Genomic DNA, 24,820 nt, shown 5'->3' with positions numbered 1-24,820 from the left:
GATTGATTCCATTCGGCAACCTTCCCGCAGTCGCGAGGGTGACGCAAACTTCGTGCTTCAGAAGACAGGTGTTCGTCCCATTCAGGCTTTATTTCCCGTTTTATTCCACCCCAATGGCCCGGTGAGGGGTTGTGGTCGGGGGGCGGCTTCGGTGCCGTCGCCCCCTGGGCGTCCGGTGCGGCGCGCCTCAGGTGCGGGGGAGCGCGCCCAGGAGGGCCGCGGTCAGCGTCAGCTTCAAGGAGTCCGCCAGGTCCAGATGGAAGCGGGCCAGGTCGGGCTCGGCCCGGTAGGCCGCCTGCAGGCTGGGCGGGGGCGTGCTGTACGCCGAGAGCGCGCCTGCCATGACCATGGTCTGCAGGCTGAACAGCGTCGCGTTCTCGCCCAGCTCCGGCAGGTACGTCAGGAGCAGCGCGGTCATGGCCGCCAGGCGGTCGAGGGAGGCGCGCTTGTAGCGCGTGACGACCTCGACGGAGACGTTGTGCTCCAGAACGCTGCCCTGCGCACCGAAGAGGTCGCACAGCACCGCGCGGCCGGAGAGTGAACGGCCGACGATCCCGGCCACCGCCGTCGCTCGCTCGGCCATGGGCAGTCCCCCGTCGACGCCGGCGGCCAACTCGTCCGCCAGTTCCGTCAGCCACTCCTGCAGGAAGCGGTCGAGGAGTTCGAGCAGCACCGCCTCGCGGGACTCGAAGTAGCGCAGCACGTTCGGCTTCGCCAGCCCCACGCGCCGGCTGAGCTCGTTCAGGGTGACCGCGGCCACCGGCATCTCGTCGAGCATCTCCGACGCCGTGTCGAGGATCGCCCGGCGGCGGATCTCCCGCTGCTCCTCGGTTCGCGCCCGCTGGAAAGTCACGCTCTCCATCCTAGTTTGGGTACCTCCGGTACGTTGACAGCGTACCGGGAGTACTTTAATCTCCGAAGAGTAAGGTACCGGCGGTATGTAAGGGGATGGGAGTCCGGCATGGGCGACAAGTGGACGACGGCGGGTATTCCGGACCAGCGCGGGCGGGTGGCCGTGGTGACGGGAGCCAACACCGGCCTCGGGTACGAGACCGCCAGGGCGCTCGCCGAGCGCGGCGCCGCCGTGGTGCTCGCCGTGCGCGACGTCGAAAAGGGCGAGCGTGCCGCGGCCCGCATGGCCGGCGATGTGAGCGTGCAGGCGCTGGACCTGACCTCGCTCGACTCTGTCAGGACCGCGGCCGAGGCCCTGCGGTCCCGGCTCGACCGGCTCGACCTGCTGATCAACAACGCCGGCGTGATGTACACCCCGAGGCAGACCACCAGGGACGGCTTCGAGTTGCAGTTCGGCACCAACCACCTCGGTCACTTCGCGCTCACCGGGCTGCTGCTCGGCCTGATGCTGCCGGTGCCGGGCTCGCGCGTGGTGACGGTCAGCAGCACCGGCCACCGCATCCGGGCCGCGATCCACTTCGACGACCTGCAAGGGGAGCGCTCGTACGGCAGGGCCGCCGCCTACGGCCAGTCCAAACTGGCCAACCTGATGTTCACCTACGAGCTGCAGCGCCGGCTCGCCCCGCACGGCACCACCGCCGCGCTCGCCGCGCACCCCGGCCTTTCCAGCACCGAGCTCGCCCGCAACAGCCCGGCGCCCCTCCGGCTTCCGCTCACCTGGCTCGCGCCGCTGATCGCCCAGACGCCGGCGATGGGCGCGCTGCCGACCCTGCGCGCCGCCACCGACCCCGCCGCGCTCGGCGGCCAGTACTACGGCCCCGGCGGGCGCAACGAGGTCAAGGGGCATCCGCGGCTGGTCACTTCGAGCCCGCAGTCGTACGAGGCGGCCGTCCAGCAGCGGCTGTGGGCCGTCTCCGAAGATCTCACCGGCGTGCGGTTCCCCGTCGCCGGGCCCGTGCAGAGCCCGGCTCCTTCAGGGCCTGCCGCCACCCGGTAGCCGCAGCGGCATGACGGCCCGCACGGTCTTGCCAGACGCGGTCACCACCACCTCGGGCGTGCCCGCGATCCGGCACACCAGCGGCCAGCCGTAGCCGCCCGCCGGGTAGTCGTCGCGCGGCGCGCGGGCCGCCGGGACCCGCGTACTGGCGTCGGAGACCACGAGCACGAGGCAGCCGTCGGCGACGGACGCGGAGAAGCCGGTCAGGCCGCCGCCGTGGCGCAGCGCGTTGGTCACCAGCTCCGAGGTGAGCAGCAGGGCGTCGGCGAGTACGGCGTCGAAGTGCGCTCCCTCGGCCGCGACCCCCTCCCGCACCAGCAGGTCGCGGACCCGGTGGCGGGCCTCGGCCGCCCTGCCCGGCAGCCCGGGGGCGTGCGCGGTCCACTGCCCGTCGTTGCCCGTCGCATACGTCACGCCGACCCACCTCGTCCCCACCGCACCGTCCGACGTCCTGCCTTCCTCACAGCGCGAGAGCCGCCTCCACCGTCTCGGCGAAGGTGAAGGCGGTCCTGGTGCCCGTCACCTCGAACAGCCGTCCCACGGCGCTCCCGAGCGGCCCCGCGAGCACCAGCCGCCTGCTCCTGCCCCGGGCCCGCAGCAGCACGTGCAGCACCGTCGAGTCCGCGAACGACACCGCAGAAAGGTCGAGCACCACGCGGCGCGCGCCCTCCAGGTCCGCCCTCTCCAGCGCCTCTTCGAGCAGGTACGCGTTCTCGTCGTCGAGGGCGCCGGTCGCCCGGACGACCCGTGCGCCGCCGTCCGCTGTCCGCGCGACCACCGTCGCAGGGTTCTCCGCCACGGCCACAGACTCTCATGCCCCCGGCATGCGCGGGCGGCCACCCGGCGGAAGCGGGGCCGCCCCTAGGGCAGGTCGAGGAGTTCCTCGTGGAATCCGGCGAACCCGCCCGCGCGGTCCAGGAGATGGACCTCGAGGATCCAGTGGCAGGCACGGCCCCGGCTGTCGGGCCTGCGCATCGGAAGGTCGCTGCCCGGCGCGATGTACGGGCCCACCCCGCCGTCCTTGGGCCGGTCGTGCGGGAACTCGCCCACCAGGTGACCGCTGTGCCAGGCGCCGAACTCCCAGCCGGCCGCGGCGGCGATCCGCACCATCTCCGCGTACAGCTGCTCGCCCGTGATGCCGGGGTCCGCGTCGAAGGCGCGGCGGCCCGCGGCGAAGACCTCGGGCAGCGCGTCGCGCAGCCGCACCTTCGCGGGGTCGCCGCCCAGCACGTACGTACGGCCGAAGTCGGCCTCCCACTCCTCGAAGACCGGCCCGACGTCGACGAAGAGGATGTCCCCCTCCTCGATCACCCGGTCCTGCGGGTTCTCGCGGAACGGGGCCAGGGTGTGCGGACCCGAGCGCACGATCCGCTTGTGCCAGAACCTCCGCACCCCGTACAGCTCGGCGGCGAGGTCCCTGATCCGGTCGCTGACCGCCTGCTCGCTCTCGCCGGGCACCAGCAGGCCGCGCCGCTCCACCTCGGCGAAGAGGCCCGCCGCCTTCGCCTGGGCGTCCAGCAGTCCCCGCACCCGCTCCGCCTCGCACCTGTCGCTCATGGCCAGACCGTAGACCTCCAGGGGCGCGGGCACGTGCGCTTTTCCCCCACCGGCGGCGGCGCCGGGGGAGCGGAGCCCCGGCCCCGCGGACCCGGGCGCGGGCCGCCGGCGGGGCGCTCGCATAATGCAGGCATGGGACGGAAAGCGAAGACGGCACGGAAGAACCCCTTCGTCACGGCTGCGGCGGTCGTCCTGCCCGCGGCCCTGGCCGCGTGCCTCACCGGCTGCGGCGGCCACTCCCCGTCCGGCGCGCCCTCCTCGCCCGCCCCCGCGCCCAGCGGCACCCCGGGCCGGATCGAGGCGAGCGCGAACGGCGCCGCGGTCACGGTGACCGGCGCCGTGGCCCACCTCGACGCGGCGGGTGACGGCAGTCTTACGATGACCGTCCGCAACTCCGGTACCGTCACCGACCACCTCGACATGGTCGGCGTCCCCGGCGGCGCCCGCGGCACGCTCGGGGGCGGCCGCGACCCCAAGGGGGACGGCGCCATGGACCCGGCAGGCATCCTCATCCAGTCGGACGGCGCGACGACCTTCGGCGCCAAGGGCGGCCCCACGGTCGCGCTGCACCACGTCAAGGACGTGACGGCCCGCCACACCCTGCCGCTGATCCTCCAGTTCGGCGTCACCGGGCTCGTACGCTTCGAGGCGCGCGTGGAGCGGTGAGCCGCCGGACCTGCCGACGGGTGCCCCTCCCGGCTACGCCGCGGTGTCGGTGAGTACCAGCGCGAGCACAGCCGCGTGGCTCAGGCCGGCCTCCTTCGTCGCGGTCAGCAGGGTCACAGGGCCCCGCCCGCACAGGCCGGCGAGGTGGTCGAGGGCGGCTGCCCTGCCGGGGTCGGCGAGCTCGGCGCGGTAGCGGGCGGTGAACTCGGGGAAGCGCTCGGGCTCGTGCCCGTACCAGTGGCGCAGCTCCGTGGAGGGCGCCACGTCCTTGCACCACTCGTCGAGCCCCGCGGCCTCCTTCGACAGGCCCCTGGGCCAGATCCGGTCCACCAGGACGCGCGCTCCGCCGCCGGTCTCCGGCTGCTCGTAGACGCGCGCCACCCGCACGTCGGGTACGGTCTCCATCGGCCCATTCTCCGGCCACGGCCCGCCCGGCCGCCAGTCGTGGACCGGGCGGCGGGACACGGGCGCGCACACTCCGTGGACCGGCGCCGCCCGCCGGGCCGCCGGCACGGGCCGCCCGTACGCACCGAGCCATCGCGGAGAATTCCATGCCCCTGCGCCTGCCGTCCGACGCGACGATCCTCTTCCAGGGCGACAGCATCACCGACACGAGCCGCCGCACCCTGCCGGGTGACGGCCTCGGCAACGGCTACGCCCGCATGGCCGCCGACCTGCTGCGCGAGCGCCACCCGGCGAGCGCGGCCACCTTCGTCAACCGGGGTGTCAGCGGCGACCGGGTGTGCGACCTGCGCGCCCGCTGGGACGAGGACACCCTCGCGCTCCGCCCCGACCTCGTCTCCGTGCTGGTCGGCGTGAACGACACCTGGCGGCGCTACGACTCGGGCGACGCGACCACGACCGCAGCCTACGAGCGCGACTACCGCCACCTCCTGGTCCGCGTACGGGACGGCCTCGGTGCACGCCTCCTGCTCGTCGAGCCGTTCCTCGTGCCCGTCGAGGCCGAGCAGTGGGAGTGGCGGGAGGACCTCGACCCGCGCATCCACGTCGTGCGGCGGCTCGCCGAGGAGTTCGACGCGCCGCTGCTCCCCGCGGACGGCCTGCTCAACGCCGCGGCGCGGGAGCACGGCGGCGCGCGGGCGGTCGCGGGCGACGGCGTGCACCCCACACCGCTCGGGCACGCCGTGCTCGCCCGCGCCTGGGCCGAGCTGGTCGCCCTGGACTGACGGCCGGGCGCGCCGGAACCGCCGCCGACGAGACCGCCGACGAGGCCCCCGCCGGCGGGCCCTGCCGCCTCGCCCGGCGCGGCACCCCGCTCGACATTCGCCGGAACAGACAGAAGTTTTGATGTTTCGTCGAGGACTTTTTCCTTTCTCCGGTCAAACCTATGGACAGTCCCTTACGCGGGCCCCTAATGTCTCGGGCCACCGGGCGGATGTTTCGTCCGGGTAACGCCCCGCACTTCACGCCTCCTTCCCCCACGCAGACCCACCCGTCCGACGGGCTCGGCCTGCTGTGAGGCGCGCGCTCACGCAACCCGCAGCACCCCCGCCACGGCGGGGCCCGGCCGTGCGACCGGCGCGGCCGTGTCGGCAGCAAGCAAGGGGAAGCGCAATGAAGCTACGTACGTACGCCGTGACGGCCGCCGCCGCCCTGCTGGCCTCCGGCGGCCTGGTCGCGCTCGCCTCCTCCGCGCAGGCCGCGCTGTACACGACCTGCGTAGGCGACGGCGGCGCCGTCACCGTCCGCGGCGATCTGGTGGTGCCCGAGGGGGAGTCCTGCACGCTGGAGGGCACCAAGGTCACCGGCACCGTCACCGTCAGGGACGGCGCCGACCTCGTCGCCTCCGGCGTCACCCTCGGCGGCCCCGTCGCCGTCGGCGACGGCGCGTACCTCGACGTCACCGGCTCCACCCTCAAGTCGGCCGTCGCGGCGGCCGGCGCCTTCGGCACCCACCTCCAGGACTCCACCGTCAAGTCCGCGTCCGCGCACGGCGGTTTCCTGTACGCGGTCGACACGTCGGTGGGCGGCGAGGTCGCCGCGGACGGCGGCGAGCTGTACGTGTCGGGCAGCACAGTCAAGGGCGCGGTCACCGGCACCGGCGGCCTCTACGCCGACCTGAACGACACCACGGTCAAGGGCGCGCTCACCGTCACGGGCAACTCCCTCGGCGGCGTGCTGTGCGCGAGCGAGGTCGGCGGCGCCACCGCCTACCGCGACAACGGCGACACCCTGCAACTCGGCGGCGACGGGCCCCTGGGCTCCTGCGCGGGCGCCAGCTACCTCGCCAAGACCCTGGAGGTCACCGGCAACACCGGGGCGGCCGTGCTCGACAACACCATCGTCGCGGGGAAGCTCACCGCGACCGGCAACACCCCCGTACTCGCCGTGGGCCCGCTGGCCCGCGTCCGGGGCGGCATCGAGGGCGAGACCGCGGTGCCCGCGGCCGCCGAGGCCGCGCCGCGCGCCCTGCGCCCCGGCGCACGGGACCGCGGGCAGGCACTCGCCGGCCAGGCGGCCGAGCGCGCGGCCGCGGCCAGGAGCGCCGCAGCGGCGGCCGGCGACGCGGGGCTGTGACCGGGGCCGCCGCCCCGCCGCACCCGGGCGGCCCGCCGCGCACCCGCCACGCCCGCCGCCCCGCCGCGCCCGAAGCGAGGGGCAGCCGCTCCAGCGCGCCGTGAGCCGCGCCCCGCACCGCCCCGCACGTCCCCGCCTCATCACCAGGAGTGACCGTGGGTCATCTGCACAAGTCCTTCGACCGCAGGGCGTTCCTGCGGGCCACCGCGGGTACCACCGTGGCCGTGGCCGCCGCGTCCTTCGCCGGGACGCACGCCGCAGCGGCCGCGCCCGCCGCCGCGCCGTCCCGGCTCGGCATCCCGAAGAACCGCATCTCCATCCAGCTCTACAGCGTCCGCGACAAGGTCACCTCGCTCGGCTTCGGCGTCGTACTGCCCGCACTCGCCGAAATGGGCTACAACGAGGTCGAGTTCGCCGGATACACCCAGGACACTGCCATCCTCGGACGGCAGATCACCCCCCAGGAGATCCGCCGCATCCTCGACGACAACGGACTGCGCGCCACCGGCAGCCACGTCGGCATCGGCAACCTCGCCTCCGGCCTCCAGCGCGAGCTGGACACCGCGGAGATCCTCGGCATGCCCCACCTCGGCACCGCCAACGCCCCGTCGGGGACCGGCACCGTCGCCGCCTACCGGGCCGCGGCCGACGACTTCAACGAGTGGGGCCGCGCCGCGGCCGCCCGCGGCATCAAGCTCTACCAGCACAACCACGCGGGCGAGTTCGGGTTCGCCACCGACCGGCCCGCGGTGCGCCTCTACGACGTGTTCCTGCGCCACACCGACCCCCGGTACGTGTACCTGGAGATGGACGTCTACTGGGCGTTCGTCGGCCAGTACCGCTTCCCCGGCTTCGAGCCCGCCGCCTACGTGCGCGACCAGCCCTACCGCTACCCGCTGTTCCATCTGAAGGACGGGGTGCCGAGCCCGGGAAGCGGCGACGGCTACGCCATGGTCGAGTTCGGCGCCGGCACCCTGCCGTACGAGCGGTTCGTGCGCGACATCGGCGCACGCGACAGCCACATCGGCATCTACGAGCAGGACAACGCCGTCAACACCCAGCCGAATCCGCCCGGTTCGCTCGGCGCGGCGGAACGCAGCCTGGGCGGCATCAGGCACCTGCTCGGAGCCTGAACCGCCGCACAGCAAGACCCGTACCCCGGCACGCGACGAAGGAGACGCACCACCGTGCACCGAACCCTCAGACGCCTCATCGGCGCGGTCGTGCTCGCGGCGCTGCCCGCGCTGGGCGGCACCGCCCTCGCGCCGGCCGCGCAGGCGGCTCCCGTACCCGCCCACGCCCCCGCCCACGAGCCCGAGGCGGCGGAACCCGCCCTCGACTGGGGCAACTACGAGAAGGCGACACTCACCAAGGAGACCGGCGAGCCCATCGACCTCGCGGTCCTGCCCGACAGCCGCGTGCTGCACACCGCGCGCAACGGCGACCTGCGACTCACCGACCCCGGCACGGGCGTGACCAGGATCGCCAACCACATCGACGTGTACCAGAACTCCGAGATGGGGCTCCAGACCGTCACCCTCGACCCGGACTTCGCCACCAACCACTGGGTCTACCTGTACTACTCTCCGCCGCTCGACACCCCGGCGGGAGCCGCCCCCGAGCGGCTGCCCGCAGGAGCGGACGACACCTACTGGAAGCAGTGGGAGGGCTACGACGCCCTCTACCGCTACCGGTGGACCGGCGACGCGCTCGACCCGTCGACCAGGCAGGAGATCATCCGCGTCCCCACCAACCGCGGCCAGTGCTGCCACGTCGCGGGCGACGTCGACTTCGACGCGCAGGGCGACCTCTACCTCTCCACCGGCGGCAACACACCGGCGTCGGGGCCCAATGTCAACGGATACACCCCGATCAACGACGCGCCGGGCTACAACCCCGGCCTCGACGAGCGCCGCGGCTCCGGCAACACCGACGACCTGCGCGGCAAGATCCTCCGCATCCGTGTGCAGGACGACGGCAGTTACACCGTCCCCGAGGGGAACCTCTTCCCGCCGGGCACCGCGAGGACCCGCCCCGAGATCTTCGTGATGGGCCTGCGCAACCCCTACCGCCTCAGCGTGGACAAGGAGACCGGCGCCGTCTCGTGGGGCGACTACGGGCCCGACGCCGGCACCGCGGACCCGGACCGCGGCCCCATGGGCTACGTCGAGTGGAACACCACCACCAAGCCGCTCAACAGCGGCTGGCCGTTCTGCACCGGCGACAACACCCACCCCTACCGGGACTTCGACTACGCGACCCTCACCCCGGGCCCCGCCTTCGACTGCGCGGCCCCGGTCAACGACTCCCGCTGGAACACCGGCCTGCGGGAACTGCCGCCCGCCCACCCCGCCACCCTCTGGTACGGCGACAAGGACACCGACCAGCCGTGGCCCGAACTCACCGCGTTCCGCGGCCCGGACGGGCCGGGCGGCCAGGCACCCATGGGCGGCCCCGTCTACCACTACGACCAGGACAACCCGTCCACCGGCAAGTTCCCCGCCTACTGGGACGGCAAGGCGTTCCTCGCCGAGTTCTCCCAGGACTACGTCGCCGCCCTCACCCTCGAAGGGCCCGACGGACCCGTCGGCAAGCTGGAGAACGTCCTGCCCAACAGCGAGCGGTCCGCCAACGGCATACCGCCCTGGGACAACCCCATGGACCTGGAGTTCGGCCCGGACGGCGCGCTCTACGTCCTCGACTACGGCGACGGCTTCTTCCGGCAGAACCCCGACGCAGGCCTCTACCGGATCGAGTACGCGGAGGGCAACAAGGCCCCCACCGCGGTGATCTCGGCCGCGCCCTCCTCCGGGCACGCGCCGCTCGCCGTCACCTTCGACGCGGGCGGTTCCACCGATCCGGAGCACGGCGAACTCACCTACCAGTGGGACCTCGACGGCGACGGCACGTTCGACGCCACCGGCCCCGAGGCCACCCGCACCTACACCGAGAACGGCCAGTTCCAGGCCCGGCTGAAGGTCACCGACCCCGAGGGCAAGACCGGCCTCACCAGCCACCAGATCACGGTCGGGAACACCGCGCCCACCGTGCGGATCACCCGGCCGCCCACCGGCGGCTTCTTCCACTGGGGCGACACCGTCGCCTACGGCACCGACATCGACGACCCCGAGGACGGCACCGACGTCGACTGCGCCCAGGTCGCCTGGACGTTCGGGCTCGGCCACAACCAGCACGGCCACCCCGTCGACAGCGGCACCGGCTGCTCGGGCGCGATCGCCACGCCCACCGACGCGGGCCACGGCGACACCGAGAACGTCTTCGGTGTCCTCGGCGTCACCTACACCGACAAGGGCGCGGGCGGGGTGCCGCCCGCCGCGGGCGACGCCCAGGTGATCCTCAACCCCGTGCTCACCCAGGCCGAGCACTACGACGCCGCCGAGGGCGTCACCGTCACCGACGACCCCACAGCCTCCGGGCTGCGCCGCCTCACCTCCTTCGACCCGGGCGACTGGATCGCGTACGACCCGGTGTCGTTCGCCGGCATCACCGGCGTGCGGACGAGCGCGGACGGCGCCGGCACCCTCGCGCTGCGCTGGAACTCCCCGGACGCCGAGCCGTTCGCCACGGTGACCGTCCCGGCGGGCGAGGGCCGCAAGACCGTCGACACCCCGCTCACCGGCGCCCCCGCGGGCAGCGGCAGGCTCTACCTCACCTCATCCGGCGGAGTGGAGCCCGACGCGTTCACCTTCCAGGGTCCTGGCGTGGCCGACCGCACCGCCCCCACGGCGACCGCCGCCCTCGACCCGGGCGAGCCGACGGGCAAGAACGGCTGGTACACAGGCGACGTGCGGCTGACCGTCACGGCGAAGGACGAAGGGGCCGTCAAGAGCCGCGCGTACTCCACGGACGGCGGCGCCACCTGGAAGCCGGCGGACACCGCCGTGACCCTGTCGCAGGAGGGCACCACCACGGTCGCCTACCGCGCCACCGACACGGCGGGCAACGTCTCCGAGCCAGGCACCCTGACGGTGCGCATCGACCGCACGGGCCCGCGCGTCGCGGTCGCCGGGGTGGCGGACGGCGCCGACCTCGGCGACTCCGCGGCGCCCGCGCCCGCCGCCACCGCGACCGACGCCGTCTCGGGCGGCGCCACGGCGGCGCTCGCGCTCGACGGCGTACCGGCCGCCTCCGGCAGCCCGCTCGACCTGTGGCGGCTGCCGCTCGGCGGCCACGACCTGACGGCCACCGGCACCGACAGGGCCGGCAACACCACCGTCACGACAGTGCACTTCACGACCCACACGTCCTACGCGGACCTCACCGCGCTGGTGGCGAAGCTGCGCGAGGACGGGCTGCTCACCGCGCGGGGCGGGCAGCGGCTGGCCGTACGGCTCGGCCAGGCGGAAGCACACGCGGACGCGGGCCGCACCGCGCAGGCCGCCGCCGTGCTGGACACGGTCGCGGCTCTCGCGGGGGACCGCGCGCTCGTCCCCGACGCCGCGGCGGGCGCCGCGCTCGCCCGCGACGCGGCCGCCCTGAAGGGGGGACACGAGGACTGAGGGGGGACGCGAGGCCGGAGGCGGGGCGCACGGACCGACGGGGGCACCGCATTACGGCACGCCCCGGCGCGGGCAGGGCCCACCACCGGCCCTGCCCGCGCCGGGGCACCGGACGTGCCAGGCCCGCGCGGGCGTACCGGGCGGGGCCGTCAGAGCAGCACGGGCGTCAGGTCGGGTCCGCTGCTGTCGCTGCTGTCGCTGCCGACCTCGTAGGCGTCGTCGTCGAACGGGTAGAGCGGGCGCGCCACCTTGTGGTGCCCGAGCCGCAGCAGGTCCTGGTCGACCCCGCCGGGCGTCAGCGCGAGCAGCCAGTCCGCCGCCATGTCGTACAGCTCGGGCTCCAGGTAGCCGATCTTCACGACCACGAGGTCGAAGGTGCGCGGGTCGATGCCGAGGCCGCCGTCGGCGGGGCCGAGGAAGTCCGCGAGCGTGTGGAAGGGCTTGCGCCGCCCGGTGACGACGACGGTCAGGCCGCCGCGGGTGATCGCCGCCATGTCGCAGCCGCGCTCGTACGCCCCGCCCTCCGCGCCGTCCGGCCGGTCCGAGGCCCGCTGGAGCGCGGTGACCGTACCGGTCAGCTCGTAGGGGCCGCCCTGCGTGGTGTCGACCTTGTTGCCGATCCCGAGCGTGACCTCGGCCCCGACGCCCGCCGCGAAGCAGGCGGCGACCGCGGCCGGGTCCATGATCCCCGGATGCACCGCGGTGACCCGCCCCGAGGCGATCTCCTCACGCTCCAGCAGCTTGCCCAGCATGTACGCCAGGTCACCCGCGCCGCCCGCTGTCGGGTTGTCGCCCGAGTCGGAGATCAGGAACGGCCTGCGGTCCGAAGCCACGGCCCGCGCGACGCACTCCTCCGCGCTGCCCGTGGGTCCCACGAACACGAAGTCGCGCCGCACGTCCCAGTACTCCCGCGCCAGCGACTCCGCCTCGGCCGCGGCCAGCGCGGCGTCGTCGCCCGTCACCACGACGGCGGCGCGGCAGCGCGGCTGGTCCGCCCAGGCGTAGCCGACCCAGATCGCCGCGTCCACGATCCCGGGCTTCGCCTCGATGCCGGGCAGCCTGCCGTACAGGCCCTTCGCAGGCTCGAGCCTGGTGCTGGTCTTCTCGCCCGGCAACAGGACGGGCACCTGCACCCAGGCGCGGTGCGGACGCCGCAGCTCCACGGGCAGCAGCAACCGCTCCACCAGCTTGCGCGCGGCGCGCTCCCGGGTGTCCCAGGCGTCCTCGTGCGGCGCCATGCGGTGCGCGGTGAGCAGGTCGAGCGGCTCGGCGAACCGGCGCGACACATTGCCGTGCAGGTCCATCGCGGCCGAGGCGAGCGGCCTGCCGTGCGCCGGGTCGTCCGGCGTGCCCACGAAGTCGAGCGCGGCGCGCACCGCCTCCGTGAGGTCGCCCTCCGCGTCGTCGAGGCCGATCACGCTCATCGCGCCGTGCAGATCGTAGACCATGCCGTCCAGGGGGCCGGCCGCGCGGATGCGCTCCACCAGCTCGTCCTTGAGCAGCAGATACGAGTCCGCCTCCACAGGACCGCCGGGCAGCGCGGTCGCGTGCAGCAGCGGCACCCACTCGACCAGCTCCGCCAGGTCGGAGTCCCGGCGCGTCCAGGTGTACCGGTCGAGCAGCTCCTGCCCGCGGGTCTGCCGGAAGTCGTCGGCGGTGGAGCGGTGCGGGCAGAAGGTCGAGGACTCGATGCCGATGCCGCCGATCGCGATGCGCAGGCGGCGGTCCGTGGTGGCGGTGGTCATGGCGGTGCTCTCCGGTCGTGGTGGGGTCGTGGGGTCGTGGTCGGGGCCTGGCGCGGGTCCGTGTCAGTCCACCGACGCGTGCGGCAGCGCCCTGCGCAGGACGGTGAGGCCGGCGCCGAGCAGCCCGGCGTCCCGCCCCGTGGCGGTGGTGGTGATCTCGAGACCGGCCGTCGCCATCGGCAGACAGCGCTCGTACAGCACCCCGCGCACCGAGGCGACCAGCGGCTCGGCGACGGCGAGCGCGCCCCCGAGCACCACGGCCTGCGGGTTGAAGAAGTTCACCACGACGCTGAGCACGGTGCCGATGTGCCGGCCCGCGGTGCGCACCAGCGTCGTGGCGTAGGGATCGCCGTCGGCGACCAGCCGCAGCAGATCGCTTGTGCCGTCCACCGTCGGGCCCTGGAGGGCCAGTTCGCGCTGGAGCGCGGCGCCGCTCGCGACCGTTTCGAGGCAGCCGATGTTGCCGCAGGAGCACGGCCGCTCCTGCGCGGCGTCGACCCGGACATGGCTGATGTCGCCCGCGGCGCCGTTCGCCCCGCGGTAGGGGCGGCCCGCCGAGATCACACCGCAGCCGATGCCGCGGCCCACCTTCACCACCACCAGGTGGTCGAGGTGCTGCCGCGCGGTGAGGTGCTCGCCCGCCGCCATCAGCGTGGCGTCGTTGTCGACGGTCACCGGCATGCCGAGGCGCTGCGCCAGCACCTCCGCGAGGGGGTAGCGGTGCCAGCCGGGCATCCGCGACGGGGTCTGCACCCGCCCCTCCGCGTCGACGGGCCCGGGGAAGGCGACGCCCGCGCCGGCGACGGCGCGGCCCGCGGCGCGCTGCCGCTGCGCGACCGCGCCGAGCCGCTCCACCAGCCACTCGACCGCGGGTTCCGGGCCCGCCGTCAGGTCGTGCTGGTGGTCGTCCACGTCCCGCACGGTGCCGTCGAGGCCGACTGCGCCGATTCGGCCGTGGTGCGAGCCGAGGTCGGCGGCGACGCACACGTCGTCCGGCTGCCGCACGCGCAGCAGCCGGGGCCGCCGCCCGCCGCGCGACGCACCTTCGCCCGACTCCGTGAGCAGGCCGGCCGCGACCAGTTCATGGACCCGCAGGGACACCGTGGAGGCGGCGAGTCCGAGCTCCCGCACCAGGTCGGCCCGTGAGGAGGCGGCCCCGGAGGACACCATGCGGAGGATGTCCTTGGTCGAGGCACTGTCCGTCATGTGTCCCTGCCTTTGTTCGATACATGGAGCAAGTTGCCGTCGTCTTGCTGCAAGTTACCGACTTCGACTCATTCCGCGCCACCATCTCCGGCGAGCTTTTTCGGCAACCTCGGCCAATCCTGCGGGCAAATCGGTATAAAACGCCTCAAAACCCGTCTCGTTGTGACCGCGAAGTGAGCGGAAGGGGGTTGACTTGCTTTTCGATCCGGTCCTAACTTTCACCCATCCTTGGCCGAACATTCCGTCGGCCTCTCGCCGGTTCCGATGGAGGCCCCTCCATGCGCTCAGGGCGTACCCCCGCGCGGATACGCGTCATCGCCGCAGCGCTCGCCGCCGCACTGGCCGTCGTGCTCTCGGGCTGCACGCGGCAGGGCGGCACGATCCACATGGCCCCCACCGGCGGCACGCCGGTCGAGGGCGGCACCGTCACCATGGCCCTGCCGCCCGCGGCCACCCCGAACTGGATCTTCCCGATCGGTCCCCCCGGCTACGGGGCCACGTACAACTCCTCGCTGCAGCAGCTGTTCTACCTGCCGGTGTACGACGCGGTGCAGCAGGGCAGCGACCTGGTTCCCACCGGTCCCGGCACGCTGGGCGAGAAGCCCGTCTTCAGCGACGGCGACACGACCGTGACCGTGCCCCTGCGCCACGGCATCACCTGGTCCGACGGCACCCCGGTGACAGCCAGGGACATCGAGTTCTGGTTCAACATGGTCAAGGCGAACAAGGCGGAGTGGGGCAGCTACACGGTCGGCACCATCCCGGACAACGTGAAGAGGTTCGAGGTCGTGGACGACCACACGGTCCGCCTCCGCCTCGACCGCGCCTACAACCCCGAGTGGTTCACCGCCAACCAGCTCAGCTACATGCGAGCCCTGCCCCAGCAGGCATGGGACGCGAAGACCGACGGCGGGAGGATCGGCGACTGGGACCGCACCACCGCCGGTGCCAAGGCGGTGTTCGCCCGGCTGACCGCGCACTCGAAGAACCTCGGCTCGTACGGCAGCGACCCGCTCTGGCAGGTCGTCGACGGCCCCTGGCGCATCGCGGGATGGCAGGACTCGGGCCAGGTCACCATCGTCCCGAACCGCGCGTACACGGGACCCGAGCGCCCGCACCTCGACAAGGTCGTCTTCAAGCCCTTCACCACCGCCGACTCCGAGTACAACGTGATGCGCTCGGGCGGCGTCGACTACGGCTACATCCCGCCGTCCGTGCTCGCCCAGAAGTCCCGCTTCGAGCAGCGCGGCTACCGCATCTCGCCGTGGACCGGCTGGGCCGTCAGCTACATCGTCTACAACTTCAACTCCACCCACGCGGGACCGGAGATGAGGCAGCTCTACATCCGCCAGGCCATGCAGCACCTGGTCGACCAGAGGGGCATGAGCGACATCGTCTGGCAGGGCAGCGCCAAGCCGACGCTCGGGCCCGTGCCCGCCTACCCGAAGACCCGGTACCTCTCGCCGAGCATGGCGCACAACCCGTACCCGTACGACGTGAAGGCGGCGCGCGCCCTGCTCGCCTCGCACGGCTGGCGGGAGCACGACGGCGTCGCCCGGTGCGCGAGGCCGGGCACGGGCCCCGGCGAGTGCGGCGCAGGCATCGCCGCGAACGCGCCGCTCGAACTGACCCTGCTCTCCCAGTCGGGCTCCACCGAGACCACCAACATGATGCAGGTGCTCAAGTCCTCCCTGAGCCGCGCGGGGATCGACCTCGCCGTCCGACAGCAGCCCCTCAACTCCGTACTCGGCAACTCCGTCCCCTGCGCCGCGAAGGACCCGGGCTGCGACTGGGACATGTCCTTCTTCGGCACCGCCGGCAGCTGGTACTTCCAGCTCGACCCCAGCGGCGAGCGGCTGTTCTCCACCGGGGCCACCGCCAACTTCGGCAACTACTCCGACCCGGAGGCAGACAAGCTGATCCACGCCGTCCTCTACTCCCCGGACCAGGACGCCATGCACGCCTACGGCGAGTACCTCGCCAGGCAGTTGCCGGTGATGTGGATGCCCAACCCCGCCTACCAGGTCTCCGTCATCCGCAACGACCTGCGCGGCGTGGAGCAGAATCCGACCGCCACCTTCTCCCCGCAGAGCTGGTACTACGTCAAGAAGGGGGCCAGTCAGTGACCGGCTTTCTCGTCAAGCGCCTGCTCCAGGCACTGGTTGTCCTCTTCCTCGTCACCATCATCGTGTTCCTGCTGCTGCACTCCCTGCCCGGCGGCCCCGCCCGCGCCATCCTCGGCCCCAAGGGCACCCCGCAGCAGATCGCGCACTTCAACGAGGTCCAGGGGTACGACAACCCGCTCCCCGTCCAGTACGGGGACTACCTCGTGCGCCTCTTCCACGGCGACCTCGGCCAGTCGTACAAGCTCAACGAGTCCGTCAGTTCCCTGCTCGGCCAGCGGCTGCCCAAGACGCTGATCCTGACGGTCCTCTCGACCGCCGTCGCGGTGGCCGTCGCCGTGCCGCTCGGCCTGCTCCAGGCCGTGCGCCGCGGCAAGCCCGCCGACTACGTGCTCACCGCGCTCGCCTTCCTCGCCTACGCCACGCCGGTCTTCTTCCTCGGCCTGATCTTCATCATCGTCTTCAGCCAGGCCATCCCGCTCTTTCCCGCAGAGGCGCCGCAGGGCACCTCCATCGGCTCCATCTTCAGCGGCTTCTCCGGCATGGTCCTGCCCATCGTCACCATGGCCTTCGGCATCATCGCGATGTTCAGCCGCTACATGCGCTCAGCGACCCTCGACAACCTCACCGAGGAGTACGTGCGCACCGCGACGGCCAAGGGGCAGTCCAGTCGCCGCATCCTCGCACGGCACGTGCTGCGCAACGCCCTGATCCCGCTGGTCACCCTCCTCGGCCTCTACCTGCCGACGCTGTTCAGCGGCGCGCTCGTCGTCGAGTCCATGTTCAACTACCCCGGGATGGGGCTGCTGTTCTGGAACGCGGCCCAGGGCAGCGACTTCCCCGTCCTGCTCGGTGTGACCCTGGTCGTCGGTGTCGCCACCGTCGTCGGCTCCCTGGTGACCGACATCGCCTACGCCCTCCTCGACCCCCGCATCCGGAGCGTGTCATGAGCGTGATATCTCCCGCCGTCGCCCCAGGGCACGAGGAAGCGGCCCAGGCCACGCCCTCGCTCGCCCGGCGCACCATCCAGGTCTTCACCCGCAACAAGCTCGCGCTCACCGGGGTCGTCGTCCTCGTGCTGCTCCTGCTGTTCTGCTACGTGGGACCCCTGATCCACCCCACCGACCAGGTCCACACCGACCTGGCGCAGGCCAACCTGGCGCCCGGCGCCCCCGGACACCTCCTCGGCACCACCGACCTCGGCTACGACCTGCTCGGCCGCCTCATGGTGGCAGGGCAGTCCTCCCTCGAAGTGGGCCTCGCCGCCGGTGTGCTCGCCACCGTCTTCGGCACGGTGTGGGGCGCGGTCTCCGGCTACTTCGGCGGCTGGGTCGACGCGGCCATGATGCGTGTCACCGACGCGGCGCTCGCCGTCCCCGCGATGTTCCTGCTCGTCGTGGTCTCCGCCATCATCACGCCGAGCAAGCCCGTCCTGATCCTCATCATCGCGGCCGTCGCCTGGCTCTCCCCGGCCCGCCTGGTGCGCGGCGAGGCGCTCTCCCTGCGCGACCGCGAATACGTCCAGGCCATGCGGATGATGGGCGGCGGGGGAGCGCGCGCCGTGTTCCGGCACATCGTCCCGAACGCCATCGGCACCGTGATCGTCAACGCGACCTTCCAGGTCGCCGACGCCATCCTGTACGTCAGCTACCTCGCCTTCCTCGGCCTGTCCATCCCGCCGCCCGCCACCGACTGGGGCTCGATGCTCTCCTCCGGCATCACCTACACCCAGAACGGCTACTGGTGGCTGATCTTCCCGGCCGGCATCGCGATCGTCCTCGTCGTCGGCGCGTTCAACTTCATCGGCGACGGGCTGCGCGACGCCTTCGAAGTACGGCTCCAGAAGAAATGACGGCATACCGGATGACGGCACACCGGGGGACCGGCCCCGCGACCGGCCGCCCTACCACCGGATGCCGCACCGCCGGGCGCGCCGGCACCGTACGCCGCCCCGCCGCCCGCCCACGCGCCGTCCACCGCCGCACCTTCCCGAGGACCCTGAGGACCACGACATGAGTGAACCCCTGCTCGGCATCGACGACCTGCACGTGGAGATCGCAGGGCGCGGCCGGACCGTCCACGCGCTGGACGGCGTCAGCCTCGACCTCGCGCCGGGCGAGGCCCTCGGCGTCGTCGGCGAGTCGGGCTCGGGCAAGACCATGACCGCGCTGAGCGTCCTCGGCCTGCTGCCGAGCGGCGGGTCCATCACCCGCGGCACGGTCCGCTTCGACGGCGACGACCTCGTCGCGGGCGGCGAGAAGCGGCTGCGCGACGTGCGCGGCAACACCATCGGTGTGGTCTTCCAGGACCCGTTGACCTCGCTCAACCCGACCATGACGATCGGCGCGCAGGTCGCGGAGCCGCTGCTGCTGCACCGGGACGTCACCAGGAAGCAGGCGTGGGCGAAGGCCCAGGACATGCTGGGCCTCGTCGGGATGCCGCAGCCGGCCGAGCGGATGCGCGCCTACCCCCACCAGCTCTCCGGCGGCATGCGCCAGCGCGTCGCCATCGCGATGGCCCTGGTGTGCGAGCCCAAGCTGCTGATTGCCGACGAGCCCACCACCGCGCTCGACGTCACCACCCAGCACCAGATCCTGGAACTCGTCGACGACCTGCGCACCCGCCTCGGCATGGCGCTGATCCTCGTCACCCACGACCTCGGCGTCATCGCCCACCGCGTCGACCGGGTCGCCGTCATGTACGCCGGCCGCATCGCGGAACGGGCGGGCGTACGGCCCCTGTTCCGCGCGCCCCGGCACCGCTACACCGAGGCGCTGTTCGCGGCGCTGCCCGAGAAGGCCGTCGTCGGTGCCACCGAGCTGCGCACCATCCCAGGCCTGCCGCCCGACCTCTCCACCGCGCAGCACGGCTGCAGGTTCGCCGCCCGGTGCGGCTTCGCCACCGACGTCTGCCGCACCGAGGAGCCCCCGCTCACCGGGGAAGGCGACCACGCCTTCGCGTGCTTCCACCCGGTGCCCGAGGAGGCCGCCGACCCGCTGGACGACGTCGTGCCCGGCGCGGCGCGGCACACCCCGGCCGTCGCGTCGGGCGCGCCGCTGCTGGAGATCACCGGCCTGCGCAAGGACTTCCCGCTCGGCGGCGGGCCCTTCGCCCGCAGGCGCGGCACGGTCAGCGCCGTCGGCGGCATCACGCTCACCGTGCGCAAGGGCGAGACCTTCGGCGTGGTGGGCGAGTCGGGCTGCGGCAAGACCACCGTCGGCCGGATGGTCGCCGGCCTTGAGGACCCCACAGCGGGCACGATCGCCTTCGCGGGCCAGGACCTCGCGGCCATGTCGCGGACGCAGCGCCGCGCCCACCGCCGGGCCATCCAGCTGATGTTCCAGGACAGCACCGCGGCGATGGACCCGCGGATGCGCGTCGGCGCCATCCTGCGAGAACCCCTCGTCATCCAGGGCGTCGGCGACCGCGCCGAGCAGGATCGGACCGTCGCGGGGCTGCTGGACGCCGTGGGGCTGCCGCGCGGCGCCGTCGACCGCTACCCGCACGAGTTCTCCGGCGGCCAGCGCCAGCGGCTCGGCCTCGCCCGCGCCCTGACGCTCTCGCCTGAGCTGATCGTCGCCGACGAGCCGGTCTCGGCGCTCGACGTGTCCGTGCAGGCGCAGATCCTCAATCTGATGCGGGAGCTCCAGCGGGACCGCGAGCTGACGTACCTGTTCATCTCGCACGACCTCGCAGTGGTCCGCTACCTCGCCGACACCGTCGGCGTGATGTACCTCGGCAAGCTCGTCGAGTGCGGCCCCGCCGACCGGGTGTACGCGCACCCGCTGCACCCGTACACCCGCGGCCTGCTCGACACGGTCAACGTGCCGGATCCCGAGCAGGCGGGCGGGGACCGCACGCCGCTCGGCGGCGAGACGCCGTCGGCTGCCGAGCCGCCGTCCGGCTGCCGCTTCCGCACCCGCTGCCCGATCGCGCAGGACGTCTGCGCCGCCGAGGAGCCCGCCGTCACCACCCCGCTCGGCGCGGGGCACCAGGTGGCGTGCCACTTCCCGCTGGTCGAGGGCGCGGCCCCGGCCGCCGCCTGACCCGCGGGAGCAGCCCGAGGCGCCGGGCGCCACCCGCCCGGCGCCTCGCCGGCGCGCCCCGCGCGGCACGGCAGGACACGGAGGGCGCGGAGGGAGCGGCGGGCGCGGACGGCGCGGAGGGGGCGGCGGGCATGGAAGGGGCGGAAGGGGCGGCGGGCGCGGACTCAGCCGCGCGGGTCGGCGGCGCCGCGCCGCAGCGCGCCGTCCGCGAGGAGCTCAGCGGCGCCGCGCACCGCCCAGTCCGCGAGCACCCGCTCGCCGTCGGCGCCGACCGGCCCGGGCGCCGCCGCCGTCGTGGTCGGCGTGGCGGAGAACCGGGGCGCAGGGGCAGGCACGTCCCCGCCGTCCACCCGGTCGTGCGTGGCGCGCGCCGCGAGATGCGGGTCGCGCACGGCCTCGGCCCAGTCGAGCACGGGCGAGGCGCAGGCGTCGGACCCGTCGAACACCCGCTCCCATGCGGCGCGCGTCCGCGAGGCGAACGCGGCGGTGAACGCCTCCCGCATGGCGGGCCACCGCTCCGGGTCGTACTGGCCCTCGGCCCACTCGGGCAGCCCCAGCAGCTCCACCAGGCGCGCGTAGAACTGCGGTTCGAGCGCGCCCACTGCGAACCAGCCGCCGTCCGAGGTCTCGTACACGTCGTAGAACGGGCGGCCCGTGTCCAGCAGGTTCGTGCCGCGCTCGTCCCGCCATCCGTGGTGGCGGCGCTGCGCCCACACCATCGACGCCAGGTGCGTGACACCGTCCACGATCGCCGCGTCGACCACCTGCCCCTGTCCGGTGGCGCCCGCGTGGTGCAGCGCCGACAGGATGCCCACCAGCAGGTACGTCGAGCCGCCGCCGAAGTCCCCGAGCAGGTTGACCGGCACCTGCGGCGGCCCGCCCGCACGGCCGATCGCCGACAGTGCTCCCGTGAGGGACAGGTAGTTGATGTCGTGGCCCGCCGTGCTCGCGCGCGGGCCCGACTGGCCCCAGCCGGTCATCCGCGCGTACACCAGCCGGGGGTTGCGCCGCAGCGCGTCGCCCGGCCCGACGCCGAGCCGCTCGGCCACCCCGGGCCGGTACGCCTCGATCAGCACGTCGGCGCGCTCCGCGAGCCGCAGCACCGCCTCGGCGCCCCGCGGGTGCTTGAGGTCCACCACCACGGACCGCCTGCCCCGGTCGAGCCCGTCGGTGACGGGCGACGGGACGGGCCGGTCGATCCGTACGACGTCGGCGCCGAGCTCCGCGAGCGTCAGCGCGGCAAGCGGCGCGGGCCCGATGCCGGCGAGCTCCACGACCCGCACCCCGGCGAGCGGCCCCCCGCCCTGGGGCGCGGGCGGCGCGCCGGGTGCCGGCGGGTGCGGGCTGCGGTCGCGGTCGTCACTCACGAAACCTCCGTCGTCGTGCGGCGCACCGGCGCCACCGGGCCGGCACGGCGACGATGCTACTGACCGGCCCGGCACACGCCCACGCGCGGCCCGCCGCCCACGGCCCGCGCGCGGCCGCCCCGGCCCGCGCTCGGGGCCGCCTCGGCCCGCGCCCGGGGCCGGGGCCCCGCCCGCACCCCAGGGCCCGCCCCGCCCGGGCCCCCGCTACCCTGGCGCACCGGAGAGGCAGCTCGGGCACGGGGAGGCCGGCCGATGGCGGGGGACGACCGGGGGGCAGCCGGCCGGGAGGACGAGCGCGCCCGCATCGTCGAGGCCGCCTACCGGTGCCTCGCGGCGAGCGACGGCGCCTCCGCGTCCGTCGGGGAGATCCTGGCCGCAGCCGGACTGTCCACCCGGGCCTTCTACCGGCACTTCGGCTCCAAGGACGACCTCCTCATCGCGATGTTCCGCGACGACGCGGACGCCCTGACCGCGGAGATGCGGGCCGTCACCGCTGCCGCCTCGTCCCCCGCGGACGCCCTGCGCAGGCTGGTTCGCGGCACCCTGCGACTCACCTCGGACCCGCGGCGCCGCCGCCGCGTCCTCGTGATGGTCAGCGAGGAGACCGTACGCGCCAAGGGGTACGCGGCCGAGCGGGCCAGGATCGACGCCGAGGCGGAGGGCCTGATCGCCGCCATCCTCGCCGGCGGCCGCTCCGCGGGGGACTTCCGCGGCGTGTGCGACATCGCGGCCGACGCCGGGTGCATCGGCGCGCTGCTGCGCCAGGCGGTCGACGAGCAGCTCGCCCACCCCTCGCGCGACGGCGCGCGCGCCGCCGCCGAGCGCGTGATCGGCTTCGCCCTCCGTGCGGTCGGCGGCCGCGCAGGGCGGCCGTAGCGCGCGCTCCGGCAGGGGAGGCTGACGCGACGCGTCCGCGCGGTTCCTAGTACGTTACGAAGCGTCAGCGCGAGAGGCGCGAGAAGGAGGGGCCGAGCGATGCCGCGCACGAGCGCCGCGGGCGACGCCGAGATACCCGGAGGGCGGCGCCGGCCGCCGCCACCCGTCGAACGCGTCGCGCCCGGCGTGTGGAGCGTTCCCGTACCGCTGCCGACGGGCCCGGCGTACGTCCTCGTCTACCTGTTCGAGACGGACGCGGGGCCCTTTCTGGTGGACGCCGGCTGGGACACCGACGAGGCGTGGGACGCCCTGCGCGCAGGGCTCGCCGCTGCGGGCACCCGGGTGGAGGACGTCAGGGGCGTGATCGTCACCCATGCCCACACCGACCACTACGGCCTCGCGGGACGGGTGCGTGCCGCCTCCGGCGCCTGGGTCGCCCTGCACGAGCGCGACGTGCCGCTGCTCGCCGCCGCCGAGCGCGACCCGGCCGGGCGCCTCGCCGCCACGCTCGGGCGGGCCGGCGCCCCGCCCCGCCTCGCCGCCCGGCTCACCGGGCGGGTGCGCGGCAGGCCGGCCCCCGCCGGCCTGCCGCACCCCGACCGCCTCCTGCACGACCGTGACCTGCTGCGCCTCCCCGGCCTCGACCTGCGCGTCCTGTGGACACCCGGCCACTCGCCGGGGCACGTCTGCCTGTGGGACGAGGGACGGCGACTGCTGCTCTCCGGCGACCACGTGCTGCCCGAGCACGCCGTGGGCCTGCACGAGCCGGCTCCCGGCCGCGCCGACCCGCTCGGCGACTACCTGCGCTCCCTCGACCTGCTGGCCGGCCTCGACCCCGCCGAGGTGCTGCCGGCGCACGAGCACCGCTTCACCGGCCTCGACGCCCGCCTCGGTGCGCTGCGCCGCCACCACCGCAGGCGGCTCGCGCAGGTGGCGGGCGCGCTGCGGGTCGGTGCCGTGCACGCCTGGGACATCGCCGCCGCCGTGACCTGGCACCGGCCCTTCGACGAGCTGCGCGGCTTCGCGCTGCGCGCCGCGCTCCAGGACACCCTGGCCTGTCTGGCGCTGCTCGACGCCCGCGGACTCGTACGCTGCGAGCCGGGCCCGCCCGACCGGTGGTACCCACGCGTGTGACGCCCGCCGCCCGCGGTGGGCGACGGGAAGGAGACGGCATGGTGAACGCCGGGGAACGGGCTGGTGAGGGTCGCGCGCAGGCCCGGAGAGCGCCCGCCGCAGGGCCCGTCGCGGCCCCGCGGGCGCCCGCCCCGGGGGCATGCACGGCGCCGGGCTCCGGCATGATGGCTTCTCTCCGCCGGCATCGTCCAGAGTGCGGCGGCACCTCCGCACGCATCCTCCAGAAGTGGATTCCATGAGCGCGATCAGCATCGGGCAGTCAGTCGTCCTCGGAGCGGTGGAAGGGCTGACCGAGTTCCTCCCCGTGTCGTCCACCGGGCATCTGAAGATCGCCGAGGGCCTGATGGGCATCCCCGTCGAGAACGCTTCGGTGGTCGGCTTCTCCGCGGTCATCCAGGTCGGCGCGATCGTCGCCTGCATCCTCTACTTCTTCAAGGACCTGGTGCGGATCATCGCCGCCTGGGGCCGGGGCATCGCGCACAAGGAGGAGCGCTACCACCACGACTACAAGTTCGCGTGGTGGGTGATCGCGGCGACGATCCCGATCGTGGTCGTGGGGCTCGCAGCCAAGCCGCTGATCGACGGCCCCCTCGCCTCCCTGTGGGTGGTCGCGGGCTCCCTCGTCCTCGGCAGCGGTGTGATGTGGGCGGCCGACCAGATGGGCCGCCACAAGCGCGGCGAGGACGACACGTCCTTCAAGGACGCGATGCTGGTGGGCTGTTCGCAGATCCTCGCGCTGCTGTTCCCCGGCTTCTCGCGCTCGGGGGCCACCATGTCCACCGCGCTCGTCCTCGACCTCGACCGGGTCGCCGCCACCAAGGTGTCCTTCTTCCTCGGCATTCCCGCGCTGACCGGCGCGGGCATCTACGAACTCAAGGACGCCCTCGGCGCGGGCGTCGGTGCCGCGCCGCTCGCCGTCGGCACGCTGGTGTCGTTCCTCGTGGCCTACGCCTCCATCGCCTGGCTGATGAGGTTCGTGGCCAGCCACTCGCTCAACTCGTTCGTGGTCTACCGGATCATCATCGGCGTGCTCCTGTTCGGACTGCTCGGCACCGGCGTGCTCAACTGACGCGAACGGCCGCAGGACGGCGCGTGCCGCGGAGCCGGGGGCGCGGACCCGATTTCATCGGGTC

The 24,820-nt window shown here is 73.8% G+C and carries 21 protein-coding genes; 13 read left to right on the top strand and 8 right to left on the bottom strand.

Features of this window, described 5'->3' with window-relative positions; genetic code table 11:
• Window positions 1-187: 187 nt before the first annotated feature.
• Window positions 188-853 (bottom strand): TetR/AcrR family transcriptional regulator, encoded by a 666-nt coding sequence (locus AB0910_RS16295; RefSeq protein ID WP_366745256.1) that lies wholly within the window; start codon window positions 851-853, stop codon window positions 188-190.
• 108 nt (window positions 854-961) lie between these two features.
• On the opposite strand from AB0910_RS16295, the gene AB0910_RS16290 reads away from it, so the two are divergent.
• Window positions 962-1,909 carry an SDR family NAD(P)-dependent oxidoreductase gene (locus AB0910_RS16290; protein ID WP_366745255.1) on the top strand — a complete coding sequence of 316 codons (948 nt, stop codon included), beginning with the start codon at window positions 962-964 and terminating at the stop codon, window positions 1,907-1,909.
• Here AB0910_RS16290 and AB0910_RS16285 read toward each other — a convergent pair.
• The 3 genes from AB0910_RS16285 to AB0910_RS16275 all read right to left on the bottom strand — a co-directional run bounded on the left by AB0910_RS16285 (window position 1,886) and on the right by AB0910_RS16275 (window position 3,466).
• The gene (locus tag AB0910_RS16285; protein ID WP_366745254.1) at window positions 1,886-2,323 is read right to left on the bottom strand and encodes an ATP-binding protein; all 438 of its coding nucleotides are present in this window, start codon (window positions 2,321-2,323) and stop codon (window positions 1,886-1,888) included. The two genes, AB0910_RS16290 and AB0910_RS16285, sit on opposite strands and share 24 nt — an antisense overlap.
• Window positions 2,324-2,369: 46 nt before the next feature.
• Entirely contained in the window at window positions 2,370-2,708 is a 339-nt protein-coding gene (locus AB0910_RS16280; protein ID WP_366745253.1) for an STAS domain-containing protein, read from the bottom strand.
• Between the two features lie 62 nt (window positions 2,709-2,770).
• On the bottom strand, window positions 2,771-3,466 hold the full coding sequence (locus AB0910_RS16275; protein WP_366745252.1) for a M24 family metallopeptidase: 696 nt from the start codon (window positions 3,464-3,466) through the stop codon (window positions 2,771-2,773).
• A gap of 132 nt (window positions 3,467-3,598) precedes the next feature.
• Between AB0910_RS16275 and AB0910_RS16270 the strand changes: the two genes are divergently transcribed.
• The gene (locus AB0910_RS16270; protein WP_366745251.1) at window positions 3,599-4,132 is read left to right on the top strand and encodes a hypothetical protein; all 534 of its coding nucleotides are present in this window, start codon (window positions 3,599-3,601) and stop codon (window positions 4,130-4,132) included.
• Between the two features lie 33 nt (window positions 4,133-4,165).
• Here the strand turns inward: AB0910_RS16270 and AB0910_RS16265 are convergent, their stop codons facing one another.
• Entirely contained in the window at window positions 4,166-4,537 is a 372-nt protein-coding gene (locus tag AB0910_RS16265; protein ID WP_366745250.1) for a DUF488 family protein, read from the bottom strand.
• Window positions 4,538-4,683: 146 nt separating this feature from the next.
• Here AB0910_RS16265 and AB0910_RS16260 point away from each other — a divergent pair, with 146 nt between their 5' ends.
• The 4 genes from AB0910_RS16260 (at window position 4,684) to AB0910_RS16245 (ending at window position 11,190) form a co-directional block, all read left to right on the top strand.
• Complete coding sequence (locus AB0910_RS16260) at window positions 4,684-5,319, top strand: SGNH/GDSL hydrolase family protein (RefSeq protein WP_366745249.1); 636 nt, start codon at window positions 4,684-4,686, stop codon at window positions 5,317-5,319.
• Window positions 5,320-5,707: 388 nt separating this feature from the next.
• Window positions 5,708-6,670 (top strand): hypothetical protein, encoded by a 963-nt coding sequence (locus tag AB0910_RS16255; protein ID WP_366745248.1) that lies wholly within the window; start codon window positions 5,708-5,710, stop codon window positions 6,668-6,670.
• Between the two features lie 155 nt (window positions 6,671-6,825).
• Complete coding sequence (locus AB0910_RS16250; protein ID WP_366745247.1) at window positions 6,826-7,803, top strand: sugar phosphate isomerase/epimerase; 978 nt, start codon at window positions 6,826-6,828, stop codon at window positions 7,801-7,803.
• A gap of 54 nt (window positions 7,804-7,857) precedes the next feature.
• Window positions 7,858-11,190 (top strand): PQQ-dependent sugar dehydrogenase, encoded by a 3,333-nt coding sequence (locus AB0910_RS16245; protein ID WP_366745246.1) that lies wholly within the window; start codon window positions 7,858-7,860, stop codon window positions 11,188-11,190.
• A gap of 149 nt (window positions 11,191-11,339) precedes the next feature.
• Here AB0910_RS16245 and AB0910_RS16240 read toward each other — a convergent pair whose 3' ends face one another.
• Window positions 11,340-12,935 carry a M81 family metallopeptidase gene (locus AB0910_RS16240; RefSeq protein WP_366745245.1) on the bottom strand — a complete coding sequence of 532 codons (1,596 nt, stop codon included), beginning with the start codon at window positions 12,933-12,935 and terminating at the stop codon, window positions 11,340-11,342.
• Between the two features lie 63 nt (window positions 12,936-12,998).
• A complete protein-coding gene (locus AB0910_RS16235) occupies window positions 12,999-14,141 on the bottom strand; it encodes an ROK family transcriptional regulator (protein ID WP_366745244.1) in 1,143 nt (380 codons plus the stop codon).
• 278 nt (window positions 14,142-14,419) lie between these two features.
• Here AB0910_RS16235 and AB0910_RS16230 point away from each other — a divergent pair, with 278 nt between their 5' ends.
• From AB0910_RS16230 to AB0910_RS16215, 4 genes are all read left to right on the top strand, one after another.
• Complete coding sequence (locus AB0910_RS16230) at window positions 14,420-16,267, top strand: peptide ABC transporter substrate-binding protein (protein WP_366745243.1); 1,848 nt, start codon at window positions 14,420-14,422, stop codon at window positions 16,265-16,267.
• Entirely contained in the window at window positions 16,264-17,214 is a 951-nt protein-coding gene (locus AB0910_RS16225) for an ABC transporter permease (RefSeq protein ID WP_366745242.1), read from the top strand. Before AB0910_RS16230 ends, AB0910_RS16225 begins: the two co-directional genes overlap by 4 nt.
• Window positions 17,211-18,116 carry an ABC transporter permease gene (locus tag AB0910_RS16220; protein WP_366745241.1) on the top strand — a complete coding sequence of 302 codons (906 nt, stop codon included), beginning with the start codon at window positions 17,211-17,213 and terminating at the stop codon, window positions 18,114-18,116. The genes AB0910_RS16225 and AB0910_RS16220 overlap by 4 nt, the downstream gene beginning before the upstream one ends.
• Before the next feature lie 160 nt (window positions 18,117-18,276).
• Entirely contained in the window at window positions 18,277-20,310 is a 2,034-nt protein-coding gene (locus tag AB0910_RS16215; RefSeq protein ID WP_366745240.1) for an ABC transporter ATP-binding protein, read from the top strand.
• A 164-nt stretch (window positions 20,311-20,474) separates the two neighbouring features.
• Here the strand turns inward: AB0910_RS16215 and AB0910_RS16210 are convergent, their stop codons facing one another.
• Window positions 20,475-21,593, bottom strand: a complete 1,119-nt coding sequence (locus tag AB0910_RS16210; protein WP_366745347.1) for a CaiB/BaiF CoA-transferase family protein — start codon at window positions 21,591-21,593, stop codon at window positions 20,475-20,477.
• Window positions 21,594-21,929: 336 nt separating this feature from the next.
• Here AB0910_RS16210 and AB0910_RS16205 point away from each other — a divergent pair, with 336 nt between their 5' ends.
• From AB0910_RS16205 to AB0910_RS16195, 3 genes are all read left to right on the top strand, one after another.
• Window positions 21,930-22,553, top strand: coding sequence for a TetR/AcrR family transcriptional regulator (locus tag AB0910_RS16205; RefSeq protein ID WP_366745239.1), 624 nt, complete (start codon window positions 21,930-21,932; stop codon window positions 22,551-22,553).
• Window positions 22,554-22,652: 99 nt separating this feature from the next.
• Window positions 22,653-23,687 (top strand): MBL fold metallo-hydrolase, encoded by a 1,035-nt coding sequence (locus tag AB0910_RS16200; protein ID WP_366745238.1) that lies wholly within the window; start codon window positions 22,653-22,655, stop codon window positions 23,685-23,687.
• 235 nt (window positions 23,688-23,922) lie between these two features.
• Entirely contained in the window at window positions 23,923-24,756 is an 834-nt protein-coding gene (locus AB0910_RS16195) for an undecaprenyl-diphosphate phosphatase (RefSeq protein WP_366745237.1), read from the top strand.
• The last annotated feature ends 64 nt before the right edge of the window (window positions 24,757-24,820 follow it).

The sequence above is a fragment of the Streptomyces sp. NPDC047002 genome, from assembly GCF_040704505.1.
In the GTDB taxonomy this organism is placed as follows: Bacteria; Actinomycetota; Actinomycetes; order Streptomycetales; family Streptomycetaceae; genus Streptomyces.
The sequence above is the reverse complement of the archived record's forward strand: the minus strand, read 5'-3'. Positions and strand labels throughout refer to the sequence as shown.